This is a genomic window from Streptomyces albireticuli (genome assembly GCF_021228125.1).
GTDB lineage: Bacteria > Actinomycetota > Actinomycetes > Streptomycetales > Streptomycetaceae > Streptomyces > Streptomyces albireticuli.
The window spans coordinates 1,034,327-1,050,753 of record NZ_JAJQQS010000002.1 but is presented as its reverse complement, the minus strand read 5'-3'; the positions used below and the strand labels follow the sequence as shown (position 1 = coordinate 1,050,753).

The 16,427-nt window shown below is 70.8% G+C and carries 18 protein-coding genes; 6 read left to right on the top strand and 12 right to left on the bottom strand.

Annotated elements, in window-relative coordinates; genetic code table 11:
* Positions 1–425: 425 nt before the first annotated feature.
* Entirely contained in the window at positions 426–1,094 is a 669-nt protein-coding gene (locus LUZ64_RS04835; protein ID WP_095580245.1) for a DNA-3-methyladenine glycosylase, read from the bottom strand.
* Between the two features lie 64 nt (positions 1,095–1,158).
* Between LUZ64_RS04835 and LUZ64_RS04830 the strand changes: the two genes are divergently transcribed.
* A complete protein-coding gene (locus tag LUZ64_RS04830) occupies positions 1,159–1,941 on the top strand; it encodes a sporulation protein (protein ID WP_095580247.1) in 783 nt (260 codons plus the stop codon).
* Positions 1,942–1,987: 46 nt separating this feature from the next.
* Here LUZ64_RS04830 and LUZ64_RS04825 read toward each other — a convergent pair whose 3' ends face one another.
* Together LUZ64_RS04825 and LUZ64_RS04820 are read right to left on the bottom strand one after the other, a co-directional pair.
* Positions 1,988–2,419 carry a barstar family protein gene (locus LUZ64_RS04825; protein WP_095580249.1) on the bottom strand — a complete coding sequence of 144 codons (432 nt, stop codon included), beginning with the start codon at positions 2,417–2,419 and terminating at the stop codon, positions 1,988–1,990.
* Positions 2,416–2,874 (bottom strand): guanyl-specific ribonuclease, encoded by a 459-nt coding sequence (locus LUZ64_RS04820; protein WP_372471980.1) that lies wholly within the window; start codon positions 2,872–2,874, stop codon positions 2,416–2,418. Before LUZ64_RS04820 ends, LUZ64_RS04825 begins: the two co-directional genes overlap by 4 nt.
* 84 nt (positions 2,875–2,958) lie before the next feature.
* On the opposite strand from LUZ64_RS04820, the gene LUZ64_RS04815 reads away from it, so the two are divergent.
* Together LUZ64_RS04815 and LUZ64_RS04810 are read left to right on the top strand one after the other, a co-directional pair.
* Positions 2,959–3,498, top strand: coding sequence for a YbhB/YbcL family Raf kinase inhibitor-like protein (locus tag LUZ64_RS04815; protein WP_095580252.1), 540 nt, complete (start codon positions 2,959–2,961; stop codon positions 3,496–3,498).
* A gap of 406 nt (positions 3,499–3,904) precedes the next feature.
* Positions 3,905–4,417 (top strand): HNH endonuclease, encoded by a 513-nt coding sequence (locus LUZ64_RS04810; RefSeq protein WP_095580256.1) that lies wholly within the window; start codon positions 3,905–3,907, stop codon positions 4,415–4,417.
* Positions 4,418–4,673: 256 nt separating this feature from the next.
* On the opposite strand, the gene LUZ64_RS04805 is transcribed toward LUZ64_RS04810, so the two are convergent.
* The 4 genes from LUZ64_RS04805 to LUZ64_RS04790 form a co-directional block, all read right to left on the bottom strand.
* Positions 4,674–5,444: a sulfite exporter TauE/SafE family protein gene (locus tag LUZ64_RS04805; RefSeq protein WP_232389985.1), complete on the bottom strand. Its 771-nt coding sequence runs from the start codon at positions 5,442–5,444 to the stop codon at positions 4,674–4,676.
* An 86-nt stretch (positions 5,445–5,530) separates the two neighbouring features.
* The gene (locus LUZ64_RS04800) at positions 5,531–6,484 is read right to left on the bottom strand and encodes an SPFH domain-containing protein (RefSeq protein WP_095578664.1); all 954 of its coding nucleotides are present in this window, start codon (positions 6,482–6,484) and stop codon (positions 5,531–5,533) included.
* A gap of 106 nt (positions 6,485–6,590) precedes the next feature.
* Positions 6,591–7,013, bottom strand: a complete 423-nt coding sequence (locus LUZ64_RS04795; RefSeq protein WP_095578663.1) for an NfeD family protein — start codon at positions 7,011–7,013, stop codon at positions 6,591–6,593.
* Positions 7,014–7,080: 67 nt separating this feature from the next.
* Positions 7,081–7,872 (bottom strand): ABC transporter ATP-binding protein, encoded by a 792-nt coding sequence (locus LUZ64_RS04790; RefSeq protein ID WP_087930729.1) that lies wholly within the window; start codon positions 7,870–7,872, stop codon positions 7,081–7,083.
* A 110-nt stretch (positions 7,873–7,982) separates the two neighbouring features.
* On the opposite strand from LUZ64_RS04790, the gene LUZ64_RS04785 reads away from it, so the two are divergent.
* The gene (locus LUZ64_RS04785; protein ID WP_095578662.1) at positions 7,983–8,789 is read left to right on the top strand and encodes an Rv1486c family protein; all 807 of its coding nucleotides are present in this window, start codon (positions 7,983–7,985) and stop codon (positions 8,787–8,789) included.
* An 84-nt stretch (positions 8,790–8,873) separates the two neighbouring features.
* Here LUZ64_RS04785 and LUZ64_RS04780 read toward each other — a convergent pair whose 3' ends face one another.
* The 4 genes from LUZ64_RS04780 to LUZ64_RS04765 all read right to left on the bottom strand — a co-directional run bounded on the left by LUZ64_RS04780 (position 8,874) and on the right by LUZ64_RS04765 (position 11,629).
* Positions 8,874–9,140, bottom strand: coding sequence for a chaplin (locus LUZ64_RS04780; protein WP_095578661.1), 267 nt, complete (start codon positions 9,138–9,140; stop codon positions 8,874–8,876).
* A gap of 210 nt (positions 9,141–9,350) precedes the next feature.
* Positions 9,351–9,590, bottom strand: coding sequence for a chaplin (locus LUZ64_RS04775; protein ID WP_087928690.1), 240 nt, complete (start codon positions 9,588–9,590; stop codon positions 9,351–9,353).
* Positions 9,591–9,741: 151 nt separating this feature from the next.
* Positions 9,742–10,386 (bottom strand): response regulator, encoded by a 645-nt coding sequence (locus tag LUZ64_RS04770; protein ID WP_095578660.1) that lies wholly within the window; start codon positions 10,384–10,386, stop codon positions 9,742–9,744.
* Positions 10,379–11,629, bottom strand: coding sequence for a GAF domain-containing sensor histidine kinase (locus tag LUZ64_RS04765; RefSeq protein ID WP_095578659.1), 1,251 nt, complete (start codon positions 11,627–11,629; stop codon positions 10,379–10,381). The genes LUZ64_RS04770 and LUZ64_RS04765 overlap by 8 nt, the downstream gene beginning before the upstream one ends.
* Before the next feature lie 203 nt (positions 11,630–11,832).
* Between LUZ64_RS04765 and LUZ64_RS04760 the strand changes: the two genes are divergently transcribed.
* Together LUZ64_RS04760 and LUZ64_RS04755 are read left to right on the top strand one after the other, a co-directional pair.
* A complete protein-coding gene (locus tag LUZ64_RS04760; RefSeq protein WP_095578658.1) occupies positions 11,833–12,534 on the top strand; it encodes a nitroreductase family protein in 702 nt (233 codons plus the stop codon).
* A 339-nt stretch (positions 12,535–12,873) separates the two neighbouring features.
* Positions 12,874–13,569, top strand: a complete 696-nt coding sequence (locus LUZ64_RS04755; protein WP_095578657.1) for a transglycosylase SLT domain-containing protein — start codon at positions 12,874–12,876, stop codon at positions 13,567–13,569.
* Between the two features lie 83 nt (positions 13,570–13,652).
* Here LUZ64_RS04755 and LUZ64_RS04750 read toward each other — a convergent pair whose 3' ends face one another.
* Positions 13,653–16,268 (bottom strand): ABC transporter ATP-binding protein/permease, encoded by a 2,616-nt coding sequence (locus LUZ64_RS04750; RefSeq protein WP_232389986.1) that lies wholly within the window; start codon positions 16,266–16,268, stop codon positions 13,653–13,655.
* Positions 16,269–16,427: the final 159 nt, after the last annotated feature.

The window sequence follows — 16,427 nt, the reverse complement described above, 5'->3', positions numbered from 1 at the left end:
ACCAGAAGGCCGGAGACGGGGTATTTTATAGTCTGGCGTTGACTTTTGGCACGCTGTTGAGTTCTCAAGGAACGGACGCTTCCTTTGTACTCACCCTCTCGGGCTTTCCTCCGGGCGCTTCCCTTCGTTGTTTCCAACCTTACCAGATCCGTTTTCCGTTCCCCCCGCCTCTTAAAAGAAGCAGTCGGTCCGAATTCCGTTTCCGGCCCCCTGTTGGAGCGGGGTGTTTCGCGCCTTCCGGCGTGTTCACTACTTTAGCGGCTTTTCCTGCCGGCTCCTAATCGAGCCGATCGACGTCATATTTCGGCACAGCGAAATATGACCCCGCCAGGGGCGACCTCGTAGTAGTGATTGTGCCGCCCTCTCGGATCGCGCACACAGCGCGTCCGTCTCAAGCGGCTCGGGCTACGTTAGGTCTTCCGCGCTCAGGAGTCAAGCACCGTCCTGCCCGCCTTCGCGCCCCGGTGGCGCGGCACATGGGCCCGGTACGGACTGACCGTGGGATCCCCGTCCGCCCAGAAGCGCCACGGGTGCGTCGCTCCCTCGCCTCCTACCCCCGTGCGCGGGCCGCTACGCACCCGGTCCGGGTGAACCGGGTGACCGTTGAGCACCCTCAGCGGGGCGTCCGGGCCGGCGCAGATGTCGATGCCGTTGAGGCCCCGGTCCACGTCGAGGGCCGTGGCCAGGCGGGCCGGGCCCTGGGCGAGCTCGCGGTCCTTACGTGCCTTCGGACGGCGTGCGCGAGCGAGATCCGCTCCCTTGACGACCTCTCCCGCGCGCAGCAGCACTCCGCTGGCCGTGCCTTCCGGGCCGCATACGAGGTTCAGGCTGAACCACATGCCGTAGATGAAGTAGACATAGGCGTGGCCGGGCGGTCCGAACATCGCGGCGTTCCGCTCGGTCCGGCCCCGGTAGGCGTGTGATCCGGGGTCGGCCTGGCCCGCGTAGGCCTCCACCTCCGTGATGCGGAGCTCGATCGGTCCGTCCGGGCCCGTACGGACCAGGGTGCGGCCCAGCAGATCCGGGGCGACCTCCAGGACGGGACGGTCGAAGAAGTGCCGGGCGATTGGCATACGGTCAGGCGCGGCGATCATGCCGATCGAGCGTAATCGAGTGTGGGAAGGGTCCGCCAGGCGGACCCGGGGAGGAAGAGGAAGCATGGGTTTCAAGAAACTGCTGGCGAGCCTCGGTGCCGGAGGCGCTTCCGTCGAGACGGTGCTCTTCGAGGAGAACGTCGTCCCCGGCAGCGTCGTGCAGGGTGAGGTGCGGATCCAGGGCGGTTCGGTCGCCCAGCAGATCCAGGGCCTCTCCGTCGGGCTCCAGGCCCGGGTCGAGGTCGAGGGCGGCGAGGAGGAGTACAAGCAGGACGTCGAGTTCACGCGCGTACAGCTGGGCGGGGCCTTCGAGGTGCAGGCGGGGGCGGTGCACACGGTGCCGTTCGGTCTGGAGATCCCGTGGGAGACGCCGATCACCACCTTCCTGGGCCGGCACCTCACCGGTATGAACGTCGGGGTGATCACGGAGCTCGCGATCGCGCGCGCGGTGGACTCCGGCGACCTCGATCCGGTGAACGTGCACCCGCTGCCGGCGCAGCAGGCCATTCTCGACGCCTTCGGTCAGCTGGGCTTCGGCTTCAAGGCCGCCGACCTGGAGAAGGGGCACATCCGCGGCACGCGGCAGCGGCTGCCCTTCTACCAGGAGATCGAGTTCCACGCGCCGTCGCAGTACCGCGGGCTGAACGAGGTCGAGCTGTCGTTCGTCGCGGACGACCGCGAGATGGACGTCGTGCTGGAGATGGACAAGAAGCCGGGGCTGTTCACCGAGGGCAGCGACACATACCGGTCGTTCACGGTCGACCTGCACGCGTACGGTCAGACGGACTGGGCCGCCTACCTCAACCAGTGGCTCGCCGAGGTCGGCGGCCGGCGCAACTGGCTCTGACGGGCCGGGCGCCGGGAGCCCCGGGGGCCCCGGGGCCCCCGGCGGCTCAGCCGAGCAGCACGGCCAGGGGCGATTCGGCGTCGGCCCAGTGGTCGACGGCGTCGCCGAAGATCGCCTCGGCCGTGCGCGCGTCCTTCGGCGCCGCCTTGCGGAAGGTCTCCCAGTCCTCCGTGACCAGGAGATAGCCGCGGGCCTTGCCCTCCTCCAGCCACCACGAGAGGTCGGTGAGGCAGTCGGCGAGGGCGTCCCAGTTACGCCCGAACCACTCGGGGAACTCCAGGTCGGTCGCGCACCTGTCGAGGAAGGCCTTCTTGGTCGTCACACCGCCGAGGTGCAGCGGGGCGGCCCGCCATTCGGCCTCGGCGGCGAGGGCCGCGACGCGGGGGGCGGTGTCGGTCGGGGGCAGCCGGTAGACACCGGGCGGGGTGGTGCCGAGGAGGAGCCCGGTGAGTCCGGGCGCGGGCAGCAGGCCGGTCATGGTTGTACCACCGCTTCGAAGGTCTCGTAGTGGTCACCGGTGTAGTAGCGCTCGGCGTGGGTGCCGGTGATGATGCGTCGGGCGCCGCGGTTGCGGGCGCCGGGGGTGGGGACGGTGTATTCGCGGTAGTAGCCGCGGGTCTGCTTCGGCAACCGGTTCTCGTAGTTGCCGAAGACGGTGCCGTCCTTGTCGTAGGGGAAGGGCCCTCCCCTGTCGATGAGGTCGAGGGTCTTGCGGGCCTCGGCGGGCAGCCGGTCCCGGGGGATGGTCTTCATGCCCTTCGCCCAGGAGGGGACGGGCGTGGCGGCGGCCGAGGTGGCACCGCCGCCGCTGGTCTTCCCGTCGGAGGAGCACGCGGGCAGGAGGAGCAGGGGGAGGGCGGCGAGGAGGACGGTCAGCGCGCGCAGGGTGCGGCCGGCCGGTCGTCGTCCGAATGGTCCAAGCAGTCGAAGCACATTTCGTATCGTCTCAGCCCGGGCCGCCCGTACCTGGTTAGGCTGGCGCTCTCAGTGTTCCGCGCGTATTCAGGAGGCGTCGAGGTGTCCGAGCAGAAGCGTCCGCCGCTCCCCCATGATTTCCATCCGCCGGTGCCCTCGTTCACGGTGGTGAGCGAGGACCTGACGGAGGGTGGGAAGCTCACCGGCGCCCAGGTGTTCGCCGAGGGCAATGTCTCGCCGCAGCTGCGCTGGGAGGGCTTCCCGGCGGAGACCAAGAGTTTCGCCGTCACGTGCTTCGACCCGGACGCCCCGACCGGCAGCGGTTTCTGGCACTGGGTGCTCTTCGACGTTCCCGCCTCGGTGACGGAGCTGCCGGCCGGTGCCGGTTCGGGCGACATGAGGGGGCTGCCCGAGGGCGCGGTGCATGTGCGCAACGACTACGGCACGCGGGACTTCGGCGGCGCGGCGCCGCCGCCCGGGGACGGCCCGCACCGCTACGTGTTCACGGTGTACGCGGTGGATCAGGAGAAGCTGGGTCCGGACGAGTCCGCCTCGCCGGCGGTCGTGGGCTTCAACCTGCGGTTCCACTCCCTGGGCCGGGCCCACTTGATCGGTGAGTACGAGGTGCCAGCCGGGGGCTGAGGCCTCGGAGCGAGGCGGGCGACCGGAAAATCCGTTGCGCCCCGCCGCCCCGGATCGCAGAGTGGTGCATGGCTGACGGCTCCGCATGGCCGTCGGGCAGCGGGCACCGCAGTGGCGGGGGTGGCGGGGCGTTTTCGCGCTCCGGCCGCTTGCCGGAACCGGGTGTTGGGCCGGGTGACCGCGTCCGCTGCCGTACGCTCCGGGCCCGTGTGTCATTACGGGGGAAGGGCCCGGAGCGTCGCCCCCCGTTCGGCCGGCTGCGCTCCTCCCGCTTCCCACTTCCCTCTTCCCTCCTCTTCTTCAACTCCCTTTTCCATCAGGGAAATTGCGTTGTTTCCGGCCGTGCCCGAAGGCACAGTTGAGCCACTTCGCCGCTGGGGCGGGGACGGTCCGGGAGGTGGACGACATGCGGGAGACGCTGGTCCTCAACGCGAGCTTCGAGCCGCTGGCGACGGTGTCGCTGCGACGGGCGGTGGTGCTGGTGCTCCAGGGCAAGGCCGTCGTCGAGCGGGCCAGGCCGGAGCTGCGGGTGCGGGGCGCGACCGTCGAAGTGCCGGTGCCCCAGGTGATCAGACTCTGCCGGTACGTACGGGTGCCGTTCCGAAGACGGGCGCCCTGGTCGCGGCGGGGCGTGCTCGTACGGGACGGGCACCGCTGCGTGTACTGCGGGCGGCGGGCGACGACGGTGGACCACGTGGTGCCGAGGTCGCGCGGGGGCGCGGACAGCTGGCTGAACACGGTGGCGGCGTGCGCGGAGGACAACCACCGGAAGGCGGACCGGACGCCGGAGCAGGCCGGTATGCGGATGCTGGCGCTGCCGTTCGAGCCGTCTCCGGGGGATGCGATGGTTCTGGCGGTGGGGTTGTCGGGGCGGGAGGAGCTTTTCCCCACCCCGCCCCTTCCCGTAACCGGGGGCTGACGCCCCCGGGCCCCCCGGTTCCGCGCTGCCGCGCGGTGGCCTCAAACGCCGGCCGGGCTGGATGTCGCCCCTGTCCGAGGCTGCCTTTCCAGCCCGGTTCCGGGCAACAACTCAGCCCGTCCGGGGGCACCTCCTGGGGGCACCCCAGCGGTAGCTGGGCGAGATTGAGGACCGGGGTCCGGGGCGGAGCCCCTCACGCGGCGGAGCCGCACATCGGATGCTTCGGGAAGGGGCGGGGCCGGGGAAAAACCGCCGGTCACCTCAGCAGCATCTGCGCGATCGCCACGGCCCCCACCGCCACGATGACCCCCCGCATCGCCACCGGCGGCAGCCGCCGCCCCACCTTCGCGCCTATCTGACCGCCCAGCGCGGACCCCGCGGCGATGAGCAGGACCGCCGTCCAGTCGAAGTCCGCGACGAAGAGGAAGAACACCGCGGCGACGCCGTTGACGACGAGCGCGAGGACGTTCTTGATGCCGTTGACGCGCTGGAGGTCCTCGTCGAGCAGCAGGCCCATGAGGGCGAGGTAGAGGACGCCCTGGGCCGCGCCGAAGTAGCCGCCGTAGGCGCTCGCGAGGAGGAGGCCGAGGAGCAGGGCGAGGCCGCCGTCGGTCGGGACGGCGGCCTCGCCGCGGCGTTCGCGGCGGCGGGCGAGGGCCTTGGCGAGGGTGGGCTGGAGGACGACCAGGACGAGCGCGAGGCCGATCAGGACGGGGACGATCGCGTCGAACGCCTCCGACGGGAGCGCGAGGAGCAGGATCGCGCCGGCGAGGCCGCCGGCGAACGCGGTGCCTCCGAGGCGTATGAGGCGGCGGCGCTGGCCCCGGAGCTCACGGCGGTAGCCGATGGCTCCGCTGATGTTGCCGGTGACGAGGCCGAGGGTGTTGGAGACGTTGGCGGTGACCGGCGGGATGCCGATCGCGAGGAGCACCGGGAAGGTGAAGAGGGTGCCCGATCCGACGATGGTGTTGATGGTGCCCGCGCCGATGCCGGCGGCGAGGACCGCGAGTGCTTCCCAGATGGACAAGGCCATCTCCTTCATGGTCAGGGTGTCGCCTCCCCGCCGTGGAAGGTCGGGGGGCCACGCTGATCATGCAGGAGAGGGGGCGCTCGTCAGTCGATCGGGGGTGCTTCCCGGCGGGGCGACTCCTTGGCGGGCCGGGCGTCGGAGCTGCCGGGGCGCGGCGGGCCCATCGGGCCGAAGTTGCCGACGGCGCCGCTGAGGCCCTTGAGGGCGTCACCGATCTCGCTGGGGACGATCCAGAGCTTGTTGGCGTCGCCTTCGGCGATCTTCGGCAGCATCTGGAGGTACTGGTAGGAGAGCAGCTTCTCGTCGGGGTCGCCGGCGTGGATGGACTCGAAGACCGTGCGGATGGCCTGGGCCTCGCCCTCGGCGCGCAGGGCGGCGGCCCGGGCCTCGCCCTCGGCGCGGAGGATCGCGGACTGCTTCTCGCCCTCGGCGGTGAGGATCTGCGACTGGCGGATGCCCTCGGCCGTGAGGATGGCGGCGCGCTTGTCACGGTCGGCGCGCATCTGCTTCTCCATCGAGTCCTGGATGGAGGTGGGCGGCTCGATGGCCTTGAGCTCGACGCGGTTGACGCGGATGCCCCACTTGCCGGTGGCCTCGTCGAGGACGCCGCGCAGGGCGGCGTTGATCTCCTCGCGGGAGGTGAGGGTCCGCTCCAGGTCCATGCCACCGATGATGTTGCGCAGGGTGGTGACGGTGAGCTGCTCGATGGCCTGGATGAAGCTGGACACCTCGTAGGTGGCGGCCCGGGCGTCGGTCACCTGGTAGTAGATGACGGTGTCGATGTTGACGACCAGGTTGTCCTGGGTGATCACGGGCTGCGGGGGGAACGGCACGACCTGCTCACGGAGGTCGATGCGGTTGCGGATGGAGTCGATGAAGGGGACGACGATGTTCAGGCCGGCGTTGAGCGTCCGGGTGTACCGGCCGAAGCGCTCGACGATCGCGGCGCTGGCCTGTGGGATGACCTGCACCGTCTTCATCAGGGCGATGAAGACGAGCACCACCAAGATGATCAGGACGATGATGATCGGTTCCATCGTGGCTCCCCGCGCCTGTTGTGGTTGATCGAATTCCTGAAGTCTTTCAGAACACGCCGTCGCCGTGCAGGCTTTGGGGGCAGATGGCGGTCCGGGCGGCGGCCGGTCACATGACGACCGCCGTCGCGCCGTCGATCTCGACGACGTCCACCTGCTGGCCGGGGTCGAAGCTGCGCTCGGTGTCGAGGGAGCGCGCCGACCAGATCTCACCGCCGATCTTGACGCGTCCGCCCTGGCCGTCGACCCGCTCCAGCACGACGGCCTGCCGGCCCCGGATGGCGTCCACCCCGGTGGCCAGCTCCGGGCGCCGGTCGCGGTGCCGGTTGGCGATGGGGCGCACGACGGCGATGAGGGCGACCGAGACGGCGGCGAAGACGACGAACTGCGCCACCGCCCCACCGCCGAGGGCCGAGGTGACGGCGGCGGCGACGGCGCCGGCCGCGAGCATCCCGAACTCGGGCATCGCGGTGACGACCAGCGGGATGCCCAGTCCGACGGCGGCCACGAGCCACCACACCCAAGTGTCCACGTGTTCATGGTAGGGGCGGTGGCCGTGGCCGGACAGTGCGCGCGGCGCGCCGGGCGGGCGCGCGGGGTCAGGACAGGGGCAGACCCTGGGCGGTGAAGCGGTCACCGCGGCGCTCGACGACCAGGGGGAGGCCGAAGCAGTGCGAGAGGTTGCGGGAGGTGAGCTCGAGCTCGACGGGGCCGGCCGCGAGCACCTTGCCTTGACGGATCATCAGGACGTGGGTGAAGCCGGCCGGGATCTCCTCGACATGGTGGGTGACCATGAGCATGGAGGGCGCGAGGGGGTCGCGGGCGAGCCGGCCGAGGCGGCGGACCAGGTCCTCGCGGCCGCCCAGGTCGAGGCCGGCGGCGGGCTCGTCGAGGAGCAGCAGCTCGGGGTCGGTCATCATCGCGCGGGCGATGAGGGTGCGCTTGCGCTCGCCCTCGGAGAGGGTGCCGAACTTGCGGTCCAGGTACTCCGTCATGCCGAGGACGTCGAGGAAGGCGCGGGCGCGCTGCTCGTCGACCTCCTCGTAGTCCTCGCGCCAGGTGGCCGTCATGCCGTAGGCGGCGGTGAGGACGGTCTGGAGGACGGTCTGGTTGCGCGGCAGCTTGTCGGCGAGGGCGATGCCCGCCACGCCGATCCGCGGGCGGAGCTCGAAGACGTCCACCGCGCCGAGCTTCTCGCCCAGGACCTTGACGGTGCCCGTGGTCGGGAAGAGGTAGCTGGAGGCGACATTCAGGAGGGTGGTCTTGCCGGCGCCGTTGGGGCCGAGGACGACCCAGCGCTCCCCTTCCTTGACCGACCAGGAGACCTGGTCCACCAGAGCCCGGCCCTCGCGGACCACGGATACGTCCACCAGTTCCAGCACTTCGCTCATGAGCGCGTTGTCTCCCATTGCAGTGTCGTCGTCGCTTGCGCCTGTAGGCGAAGCCCCCTAGGGAAAACCTACGCCACCGGTTGTCGGCACCAGTCCTTAGGCTGGTGCCCATGCTGGATGAACACCGCTCAGGACGGCTCACCGCATGGGGGAATGCCCTCATTGCCGGATTTGCCTCACCCGATGACGTAGCCCATCACATCAAGGGTGACGACGCCGCGCACCGCGTCACCGGACTGCCCGGCGAGTCCGGACCCGTCGGCCTCACCCTGGCGCTCGGCCGCCTCCGCGCCCTCGGGGCGACCGGCCTGCGGCTCGCGCTGCCGGTGCCCGGCCACCCGCTGGGGCTGAGCGGCCCGCCGGAGTTCAACGCGCGTGCGCTGGAGGCCGAGGAGGCGGTCGTCGCCACGGGGGCCGCGCTCGGGCTCGTACCGGAGGTGCGCGAGGCGGGGCCCGAGGGCGATGCGCACGTCGAGGTGGAGTGGCACTGCATGGCCGTGCGGGACGCGCCGCCGGCCGACGTGCCCTCGCTGGGCGAGGCCGAGCGGGAGCTCGCCGAGGCGCTCCGGGAGGCGACCGCGGTGCTCACCCGGCTGGACGTGGCCGGATCCGGACCCGTGGCGCAGGCCGCCCTGGAGGCCTACCGGGCGCGGGCGGAGGCCGGGCGCGAGGTGCTGGCCCCGGGCTATCCGCCGCGCGCGGTGCGGGTGCTGGAGCTGGCGCAGCGGGTGGGCGCGCTGATCGCGATCGCCTACGCCCCGGGGGGCCACGAAGGCCGCGAGCACGGCGGGGCCGTGAGCGCGTCGGAGATGGCCGCCCGGGCCCAGGCGCTGCGCCCGGTGGAGCGGACGGCCCGGCGGGCCCAGGTGGCCGCGTACAACGCGATGGTGGAGGAGCGGGAGCGCGGCTCGCGCTGACCCGACGCGGGGAAGGCCCCGCGGACCGGAGTCCGCGGGGCCTTCCCCGTACCGCGTGTACGTCGTGCGCGTCGGTGCCTGGGGTCAGGCGTTGACGCAGGTGTTGCCGAAGGTCGGGTTGAGGAGCCCGATGAGGATGTCGATGGTGTTGCCGCAGACATTCAGCGGGACCTGGACCGGGACCTGGATGACGTTGCCGGATACGACACCCGGCGAGCCCTTGGCGACACCGTGGGCGATGGCACCCTTGTGACGAGGGCCGTCGTCGTTGGCGGTCGCGGCGCTGACAGAGGCACCGGCGGCCAGGCCGGACACGGCCAGGACGACGGCGGCCTTCTTGACACTGTTCATGAGGGTCTTCCTTCTGCTGATGTCCTTGACGACCCCAGCCGCGGGGTCGCGTAGTGATGAACGCCAGCGCACCGCCGATGGCACGGCCATCGGCGGTGTTTGCCCTCTTTCGGACGATTGATCGCCCTCGTCTGCCCGGCTACGTGGTGTCGGAGCCAGGCAGACCGGATGCAACTGCTGGGCCGCCCCGCGGAGCGGGGGAGCGGTTGCTTAGTTGTTGACGCAGTGGTTGCCGACGGCCGGGTTGAACAGGCCGACCACGTTGATGGTGTTGCCGCACACGTTCACCGGGACCTTGACGGGCACCTGGATGACGTTGCCGGAGACGACGCCCGGGGAGTTCTGGGCGTGGCCGTCGGCCTGGGCGTGGGCGGAGGCCGCACCGGCGCCCGCGAGGGCGAGACCGCCGGCGGCGATCGTGACGGCAGCGGCCTTCTTCATGTTCTTCACTCTTCTTGTGACCTTCCTGGAGTTGCCACGGCCAGCCGCCGCGGTACGCCATGGAAAACGGGTCACGTTCGGTCAGGTTGCGGGGCCAGGTCGATCGCCACACGACCGTATGAATCTCTGATAGGAAGACGACATTCCGCTACGGTCGCGATCATGCTCCGATCCCATGTCGCACGGCCCATAGGGCCGCCTGGGTGCGATCGGCGAGGTCCAGCTTCATCAGGATGTTCGAGACGTGGGTCTTGACAGTCTTCTCGGACAGGACGAGCGCCCGGGCGATCTCCCGGTTGGACCGCCCGTCCGCGATCAGCGCGAGCACCTCGCGCTCCCGCTCCGTGAGGGCGTTGCCCCGCCCGTTGCCGCCGCCCGCCTCGGGCTGGGACAGCAGGGCACCGGCCACCTCGGGCTGGAGCAGGACGTGCCCCGCGTGCACGGACCTGATCGCGCCGGCCAGGGCGTCCGGGTCGACGTCCTTGTAGACGTAGCCGGCCGCGCCCGCGCGCAGGGCGGGGATCACGGTCCGCTGCTCCGTGAAGCTGGTGACGACCAGCACCCGGGCCGGGTTCGCCAGCTCGCGGAGCCTGCGCAGTGCCTCGATGCCGTCGGTGCCCGGCATCTTCACGTCCATGAGGACGACGTCGGGGCGCAGCTCCTCGGCCCGCTCCACGCCCTCGGCGCCGTCCGCGGCCTCCCCCACGACCTCGATGTCGTCCTGGACCTCCAGAAAGGTGCGCAGCCCTCTGCGGACCACCTGGTGGTCGTCCACCAGCACCACCCTGATGACTCCGTCAGCCACCGGGGACCTCCATCTCGATCGTGGTGCCCTTCCCGGGCTCCGAGGTAACGGTCAGGCCGCCGCCGACGCCGCCGGCGCGGTCCCGCATGGAGACGAGCCCGAGGTGGCGGCCCGCCCGGCGGACGGCGGAGGGGTCGAAGCCGCACCCGTCGTCGGTCACGCGCAGCACGACGCCCTGGCAGCACCCCTTGGTGTCCTTGCCGCCGGTCCGGCCGGCCTTGGCCCCCGCCCCCCTCTTGTTCCCCTTTCCGCCGTCCGCGCCGTCCCCGCCGTCCGCTCCCACACGGTGGAGGGTGACGGCGACCCGGCCGGCCCCGGAGTGCCGCAGGGCGTTGTGCAGGGCCTCCTGGGCGACGCGCAGGAGCGCCTCCTCCTGGGCCGCCGGCAGCGCCCGTACGCCCGGGGAGTCGAAGGTGACGTGGGCGGCGTGGGCCCGGTCCAGGACCTGGATCTGGGTCCGCAGGGTGGCGACGAGGCCGTCCTCGTCGAGGCCCGCCGGGCGGAGCTCCACGACGGCGGCGCGGAGCTCGTCGGCGGCCTCGGCGGCGAGCCGGGCCACCTCGTGCAGCTCTTCCTTGGCGCGGGCCGGGTCCCGGTCGACGAGGGCCGTGGCGGCCTGGGCGGTGAGCCGGAGGGAGAAGAGCTTCTGTGCCACGGCGTCGTGCAGCTCGTGGGCGAGGCGGGCCCGCTCCCCCGCGATGGTCAGCTCGCGGCTGCGCTCGTAGAGGCGGGCGTTGGTGAGGGCTATCGCGGCGTGCTGGGCGAGGACGCGCAGGAGCTCCTCGTCCTCCGCGGTGAAGCCGCAGCCGGGCTTCGCCGCCGGGTCCCTCCCCTTCTTGTTGGCCAGGAAGAGCGCGCCGAGGATCTCCTCCCCGTCGGCGACCGGTACGCCGAGGAAGTCGTGCATCGGCGGGTGCGCGGCGGGCCAGCCGCCGAAGCGGGGGTCCTTGCTGACGTCGGCCAGACGCTGCGGGGTGGCGTCCTGGAGCATCGCGGCGAGGATGCCGTGCTGGCGGGGCAGGGGTCCGATGGCCTTCCACTGCGCCTCGCTGACGCCGTCGACGACGAACTGGGCGAACCCGCCGTGGTCGTCGGGGACGCCGAGGGCCGCGTACTCGGCGTCGAGCAGCTCCCGGGCGGAGACGACGATCGTCTTGAGGACGTCGCGCACCTGGAGGTGCCGGCTCATGGAGAGGAGCGCGGTGCTCACGGCGGTCAGGCCGGAGCGTGGGCCGTTGGTCATGACTTCACGGTACCGAGGTGAGGGAAGGGGCGTATCGGACCGACGGCGGCAGGCGCCTAGGGCTCGTGGCCTAGGCCGGACGGCCCGGCGGGCGCCCGCCGGGTGCCGTGGCCGGAGTCCGCTACCGGCCCGGACGGCCGGACGGGGCGACGAGTTCCCGCATGTGGCCCTCACCGGGTGCGGCCGGCGGCCAGACTCGGAACATGTCTATACCAACGACACAGTGGACACCGACCCACGGCGATCCCTACCGGCCGGTTCCCTACCGCCCCGAGCGGATGCCGGCCGCCGAGTCCCTCGCCCGCGCGGCGGAGCTCCGGGAGCGGATGGACCGGCGCCGGACCGTCCGGCAGTTCTCGGCCGACCCGGTGCCGGAGCAGGTGGTGCGGGACGCGATCGCGTGCGCGGCCACCGCTCCGTCGGGGGCGCACCAGCAGCCGTGGACGTTCGTCCTGGTGCGGGACCCCGGGGTGCGGCGGCGGATCCGGGAGGCCGCGGAGGCGGAGGAGCGGGTCTCCTACGAGGGGCGGCTGGGCGAGGAGTGGCTGGCGGCGCTGCGGCCGCTGGGCACGGACGAGGTCAAGCCGCACCTGACGGACGCGCCCGCGCTGATCGTGGTCTTCCAGCAGCGCTACTGGCTGGGCGAGGCCGGTGACAAGCGCAAGCACTACTACGTGGACGAGTCGGTCGGCATCGCGGTGGGGATGCTGCTGTCCGCGCTGCACCTGTCGGGGCTGGCGGCGCTGGTGCACACCCCGAGCCCCATGCGGTTCCTGTCGGAGGTGCTGGGGCGGCCGGCGAACGAGAAGGCCTTCGCGGTGATCCCGGTGGGATATCCGGCGGCGGACTGCCAGGTGCCCGATCTGATCCGCAAGAGCCTGGACCAGGTACTGGTCGAGATCTGAGCAAACGATCACATACGCAAAGCACGAACGCCGTCACACCGGGTGAGGCCGCCGGGCCCCCGGTGTGACGCCGGGCATAGGACCCAGGTCACCTACGACCTCGGCTAGTGGATGTGTAAGGCCTCCGTAAGCGGGCAGCAGGCCCGTTCACGCCCTCTTTCGCGGCTTCTCCGCAGGCCCCTCCGCAACGATGCCGGGTAGTACTCAGCTTCTTTGCCAGAACTTTTTGCTGCCGCTAAGAATTGCGACGTCGCAGGGCGCCGTCGATCGAGACGCGGCGTCTTTTTTCGCGCCGATCCGGGCCACTGCGACTCAAGCGATCGGAAGGTTCAGCTCAGCATGCGCTCCCCCCTCTCTGGCTATAGCCGCCTCACCAAGGTCCACAAGTTCTCCGCCGCCGGCATCGCCGCCGCGGGCGTCGCGGCACTGACGTTCGCCGCCCTGCCCGGCTCCGCGGACGCCGAGAACAAGTCCATCGCCGTGAAGCCGGTCGCCTGGAGCTCCACCACCCTGGGTGTTCAGGACCAGCAGGAGCAGCTCGGCAAGCAGTCCGACAACGCCGCGAAGCTGGCGAAGGCGGAGGCCGAGGCCAAGCAGCGCGCCGAGGCGAAGGCCAAGGCCGACAAGGAGCGCGCCGACAAGGAGGCCGCGAGCCGTTCCGAGGAGCGCAAGCCGGTCCAGGCCGCCCCCGCCGCCCCCGCGAAGCCGGTCTACGCGAACAACCTCGACGGCTGGATCCGCGAGGCCCTGGACGTCATGAAGGCCAAGGGCATCCCCGGCTCCTACGAGGGCATCAAGCGCAACATCATGCGCGAGTCGACCGGCAACCCCCGGGCGATCAACAACTGGGACTCCAACGCCGCCAAGGGCATCCCCTCCAAGGGCCTGCTCCAGGTGATCGACCCGACCTTCAAGGCGTACCACGTCGAGGGCACCTCCTGGGACATCTACGACCCGGTCGCCAACATCACCGCCGCGTGCAACTACGCGTGGAAGGTCTACGGCTCGATGGACAACGTGAACTCCGCCTACTAGGCCGAGGGCACGCACCGCGCCACAGCTACGCCGAAGGGCGGCACCCGGACCGGGTGCCGCCCTTCGGCGTGTGCGCGAGCGGGTTACTTCCGCATGACCTCGGGCTCGTGCCGACGCAGCAGGCGGGCGACGACGAAGCCGCAGGCGACGCCGATGCCGAGCAGAACGCCCATGTCCAGCAGGTACTGGGCCGCGGTGTGCTCCCACAGGGGGTCGGGGCCGGCGCCCGGCCACGGCATCAGCACATTGAGGTCGGCCGTGGCACCGGCGGCGCCGATCGCCCAGCGGGAGGGCATCAGCCAGGCGACCTGCTCCACGCCGACCTTGTCGAAGATCTGGAAGAGCACGCCGGTGAAGACGACCTGGACGATCGCGAACATCACCAGCAGCGGCATGGTCTTCTCGGCGGTCTTCACCAGCGAGGAGATGATCAGGCCGAACATCATCGAGGTGAAGCCCAGGGCCATGATCACCAGGGTCATCTCGACCGCCGGCAGGTTGGTGAGGATGACGCCTTCCTTCGGCATCTTCTCGCCGCGGACCCCGAAGCCGATCGCGCTGATGAGCGCGCCCTGGAGGACGGTGATGAAGCCCAGGACGACGACCTTCGACATCAGGTACGCCGAGCGGGAGAGGCCCGTCGCGCGCTCGCGTTCGTAGATCACCCGTTCCTTGATCAGCTCACGGACGGAGTTGGCCGCTCCCGCGAAGCAGGCACCGACCGCGAGGATCAGCAGGATGGTGCCGGAGTCGCGGTTGGTGAAGTGGTTCTTCGCCGGACCGGGGCCGAGGCCGAAGTCGGCCGGGATGACCGTGCTCACCGCGCCGAGCACGGCGGGCAGGATCAGCATCAGGGCCAGGAAGCCCCGGTCGGAGGCGATCACCGAGGAATAGCGGCGCATCAGCGTCCACAGCTGGGAGCCCCAGCTCTGGGCCTTGGGCGGCTGGATCATCTGCGGCTGGACGTGCACCGACTGCGGGGCGACGGCATCGATGTCCGCGGCGTACATCTGGTAGTGCTGCGAGCCGCGCCAGCGGCCCGACCAGTCGTAGTCGCGGTAGTTCTCGAAGGCCGAGAAGACGTCCGCCCAGGTCTCGTAGCCGAAGAAGTTCAGTGCTTCCTCGGGCGGGCCGAAGTAGGCGACCGAGCCGCCCGGCGCCATCACCAGGAGCTTGTCGCAGATCGCCAGCTCGGCGACGGAGTGGGTGACCACCAGGACCGTGCGGCCGTCGTCGGCGAGGCCGCGCAGCAGCTGCATGACGTCGCGGTCCATGCCCGGGTCGAGGCCGGAGGTGGGCTCGTCCAGGAAGATCAGCGAGGGCTTGGTGAGCAGCTCCAGGGCGACGGAGACGCGCTTGCGCTGACCGCCGGAGAGGGAGGTGACCTTCTTCTCCGCGTGGATGTCGAGCTTGAGCTCGGTGAGCACCTCGCCTATCCGGGCCTCGCGCTCGGAGGCCGCGGTGTCGCCGGGGAAGCGGAGCTTGGCGGCGTAGCGCAGTGCCTTCCGGACGGTGAGCTCCTTGTGCAGGATGTCGTCCTGCGGGACCAGACCGATGCGCTGGCGCAGCTCGGCGAACTGCTTGTAGAGGTTCCGGTTGTCGTAGAGGACGTCGCCCTCGTTGGCCGGGCGGTAGCCGGTGAGCGCCTTCAGCAGGGTGGACTTGCCGGAGCCGGACGGGCCGATGACCGCGATCAGCGACTTCTCGGGGACGCCGAAGGAGACGTCCTTGAGGATCTGCTTGCCGCCGTCGACCGTCACGGTGAGGTGGCGGGCCGAGAAGGAGACGTCGCCGGTGTCGACGAACTCCTCCAGCCGGTCGCCGACGAGGCGGAAGGTGGAGTGACCGACACCGACGATGTCGTGGGGGCCGATGATCTGCTGGCGGACCGGCTGACCGTTGACATAGGTGCCGTTGTGGCTGCCGAGGTCGACGATCTCGAAGCGGCCGTCGCCGGTGGCCCGGAATTCGGCGTGGTGCCGGGAGACCTGGAGGTCGGAGACGACCAGCTCGTTCTCCAGGGCACGACCGATGCGCATCACCCGGCCGACGGCCATCTGGTGGAAGCTGGTCGGGCTGCGGTCGCCGTAGACGGGCGGGGTGCCGCCCTGCGAGGGGGCACCGCCGTGTGCCGGGGGCTGGTGCGCGGGCTCGGGGCTCTGGTGCGGGACGTACGCCTGCTGGTGCGCCTGCTGGTGCGCCTGGTGCTGGGCCTGCTGATGCTGCTGGTGCGCCTGCTGCTGCCACGCGTCCGGCGCCGGCTGCTGGTACGGGGGCTGCTGCTGCCAGCCGCCGGGCTGCTGGTGCTGCGGTTGCTGGTGCTGGGGCTGGTGGTGCCCGGGTACCTGCGGGGCCATCGCGGTCTGAGCGCTGTAGAGGTCCCCGGCGGGAGCTCCGATCCCGGCACCGGCGGCGGTGAGATTCAGCCGCGGGCCGTCCGTCGCGTTGCCCAGGTGGACGCTTGAGCCGGGGCCGATCTCCATCTGGTGGATCCGCTGGCCCTGCACATAGGTGCCGTTGGTGCTGCCGTGGTCCTCGATGACCCAACCGCGGCCGCCCCACCGCACGGTGGCGTGCCGCCATGAGACACGGGCGTCCTGCAGCACCATGTCGCCCTGCGGATCACGACCCAGGGTGTACGACCTGGACGGATCGAGCGTCCAGGTCTGTCCATTCAATTCCAGTACGAGTTCCGGCACTCCATGCCCCACTACTTGTCCCCCGATGAGCCCCCTGCACAGGGAGTCTAGGGATGGCGAACATCGGGAGGAACTATTTCAGGCACAGTCGCCGAACCGAAACTCGGGACTGACGCAACCGTGTAACAGGCGCCGTTGACGGCGGCGAAACACGCCCTG

Excerpts from the sequence above, each read along its gene's own strand:
- LUZ64_RS04835 (WP_095580245.1), bottom strand. The coding sequence starts at position 1,094 with ATGATCGCCGCGCCTGACCGTATGCCAATCGCCCGGCACTTCTTCGAC.
- LUZ64_RS04830 (WP_095580247.1), top strand. The coding sequence starts at position 1,159 with ATGGGTTTCAAGAAACTGCTGGCGAGCCTCGGTGCCGGAGGCGCTTCC.
- LUZ64_RS04825 (WP_095580249.1), bottom strand. The coding sequence starts at position 2,419 with ATGACCGGCCTGCTGCCCGCGCCCGGACTCACCGGGCTCCTCCTCGGC.
- LUZ64_RS04810 (WP_095580256.1), top strand. The coding sequence starts at position 3,905 with ATGCGGGAGACGCTGGTCCTCAACGCGAGCTTCGAGCCGCTGGCGACG.
- LUZ64_RS04800 (WP_095578664.1), bottom strand. The coding sequence starts at position 6,484 with ATGGAACCGATCATCATCGTCCTGATCATCTTGGTGGTGCTCGTCTTC.
- LUZ64_RS04790 (WP_087930729.1), bottom strand. The coding sequence starts at position 7,872 with ATGAGCGAAGTGCTGGAACTGGTGGACGTATCCGTGGTCCGCGAGGGC.
- LUZ64_RS04785 (WP_095578662.1), top strand. The coding sequence starts at position 7,983 with ATGCTGGATGAACACCGCTCAGGACGGCTCACCGCATGGGGGAATGCC.
- LUZ64_RS04780 (WP_095578661.1), bottom strand. The coding sequence starts at position 9,140 with ATGAACAGTGTCAAGAAGGCCGCCGTCGTCCTGGCCGTGTCCGGCCTG.
- LUZ64_RS04765 (WP_095578659.1), bottom strand. The coding sequence starts at position 11,629 with ATGACCAACGGCCCACGCTCCGGCCTGACCGCCGTGAGCACCGCGCTC.
- LUZ64_RS04760 (WP_095578658.1), top strand. The coding sequence starts at position 11,833 with ATGTCTATACCAACGACACAGTGGACACCGACCCACGGCGATCCCTAC.
- LUZ64_RS04755 (WP_095578657.1), top strand. The coding sequence starts at position 12,874 with ATGCGCTCCCCCCTCTCTGGCTATAGCCGCCTCACCAAGGTCCACAAG.